The following is a 2,095-nucleotide window of genomic DNA, read 5'->3' on the forward strand; positions in this document are numbered from 1 at the left end:
ATTATTGGGGTAGCGAATTTTCCAGTCATTGATGGCGGAACGCAGTTTTTCAATATCCCGGTTACTGGTTTGGTAATTGTGAAGAGTCCCCAATAAGCGCCTCTGCGTGGCGACTCTTCCCGCTCCGTGCGCCCCCCGTCACCAAAATCATCATACCGACTCCTGATTCAAATGTATGATGGTATTCATTGAACAGAACAATGGATCCCCCACCGTTGCTGACCGCAAAACATTTACGCGATTAATACTGCGCGTAATATAATTAAAAATCCAGCATTCTCAATCCATTACGAAATAAGATGGCATTACGGAATAGCCAGACTTTCTCGTGTTAACGTCCGACAAAATGCGTCATTGACAGCGGTTTCTGTGGATTGACACATTTCATTCAGATAATGAATTAATGCTACTGCCGGAACAACCAGCAAACGGGCATTGTGTTCTGAAATCCAGGCTATTGATTCAACGTCAGCGACAGATCTGCGCTGTAAAAGAACTTGTAAAACAACGTAATAGAATTATCCGGAATGGTGGCGACTATGCACTAGGGAAGGTGCGAATAAGCGGGGAAATTCTTCTCGGCTGACTCAGTCATTTCATTTCTTCATGTTTGAGCCGATTTTTTCTCCCGTAAATGCCTTGAATCAGCCTATTTAGACCGTTTCTTCGCCATTTAAGGCGTTATCCCCAGTTTTTAGTGAGATCTCTCCCACTGACGTATCATTTGGTCCGCCCGAAACAGGTTGGCCAGCGTGAATAACATCGCCAGTTGGTTATCGTTTTTCAGCAACCCCTTGTATCTGGCTTTCACGAAGCCGAACTGTCGCTTGATGATGCGAAATGGGTGCTCCACCCTGGCCCGGATGCTGGCTTTCATGTATTCGATGTTGATGGCCGTTTTGTTCTTGCGTGGATGCTGTTTCAAGGTTCTTACCTTGCCGGGGCGCTCGGCGATCAGCCAGTCCACATCCACCTCGGCCAGCTCCTCGCGCTGTGGCGCCCCTTGGTAGCCGGCATCGGCTGAGACAAATTGCTCCTCTCCATGCAGCAGATTACCCAGCTGATTGAGGTCATGCTCGTTGGCCGCGGTGGTGACCAGGCTGTGGGTCAGGCCACTCTTGGCATCGACACCAATGTGGGCCTTCATGCCAAAGTGCCACTGATTGCCTTTCTTGGTCTGATGCATCTCCGGATCGCGTTGCTGCTCTTTGTTCTTGGTCGAGCTGGGTGCCTCAATGATGGTGGCATCGACCAAGGTGCCTTGAGTCATCATGACGCCTGCTTCGGCCAGCCAGCGATTGATGGTCTTGAACAATTGGCGGGCCAGTTGATGCTGCTCCAGCAGGTGGCGGAAATTCATGATGGTGGTGCGGTCCGGCAAGGCGCTATCCAGGGATAACCGGGCAAACAGACGCATGGAGGCGATTTCGTACAGAGCATCTTCCATCGCGCCATCGCTCAGGTTGTACCAATGCTGCATGCAGTGAATGCGTAGCATGGTTTCCAGCGGATAAGGTCGCCGGCCATTACCAGCCTTGGGGTAAAACGGCTCGATGACTTCCACCATGTTTTGCCATGGCAGAATCTGCTCCATGCGGGACAAGAAAATCTCTTTTCTGGTCTGACGGCGCTTACTGCTGAATTCACTGTCGGCGAAGGTAAGTTGATGACTCATGATGAACCCTGTTCTATGGCTCCAGATGACAAACATGATCTCATATCAGGGACTTGTTCGCACCTTCCTTAGCTAATGTTGCTACTTCCTTCCCTGACTATTGATGATCTGAATGAATTGTCGCGGTAAAATAGCCCCGCCAGGGGTTTCCGGCATGACGACAATTATCTGGAGGAGCCTGATAAAACAATGATCGCTGAACTGTTTACAAATAATGCGCTTAATCTGGTCATTATTTTCGGTAGCTGCGCAGCATTGATTCTGATGAGCTTTTGGTTTCGCCGTGGAAATCGTAAAAGAAAAGGATTTTTATTCCATGCGGTGCAATTTTTAATCTACACCATAATTATCAGTGCTGTTGGTAGCATTATTAATTATGTTATAGAAAACTATAAACTCAAATTTATCACCCCAGGCGTT

The 2,095-nt window shown here is 48.4% G+C and carries 1 protein-coding gene and 3 pseudogenes; 1 reads left to right on the forward strand and 3 read right to left on the reverse strand.

The annotated features are described in order from the left end of the window. Window positions 1-73: 73 nt before the first annotated feature. From Xsze_RS21290 to Xsze_RS21300, 3 genes and pseudogenes are all read right to left on the reverse strand, one after another. Window positions 74-154: pseudogene (locus Xsze_RS21290) on the reverse strand (bifunctional adenosylcobinamide kinase/adenosylcobinamide-phosphate guanylyltransferase); the annotation flags it as partial. A gap of 151 nt (window positions 155-305) precedes the next feature. Continuing rightward, window positions 306-449, reverse strand: a pseudogene (locus Xsze_RS23055) (cobalamin biosynthesis protein); the annotation flags it as partial. 245 nt (window positions 450-694) lie between these two features. Further along, window positions 695-1,675 (reverse strand): IS5-like element IS5 family transposase, encoded by a 981-nt coding sequence (locus tag Xsze_RS21300; protein WP_000019403.1) that lies wholly within the window; start codon window positions 1,673-1,675, stop codon window positions 695-697. A gap of 189 nt (window positions 1,676-1,864) precedes the next feature. On the opposite strand from Xsze_RS21300, the pseudogene Xsze_RS21310 reads away from it, so the two are divergent. Beyond that, window positions 1,865-2,095: pseudogene (locus tag Xsze_RS21310) on the forward strand (mechanosensitive ion channel protein MscS); the annotation flags it as partial.

The organism is Xenorhabdus szentirmaii DSM 16338, assembly GCF_002632585.1.
Lineage (GTDB): Bacteria > Pseudomonadota > Gammaproteobacteria > Enterobacterales > Enterobacteriaceae > Xenorhabdus > Xenorhabdus szentirmaii.

What these genes read in the sequence shown, in the direction of transcription:
- Xsze_RS21300 (WP_000019403.1), bottom strand. Translation starts at nt 1,675, where the DNA reads ATGAGTCATCAACTTACCTTCGCCGACAGTGAATTCAGCAGTAAGCGC.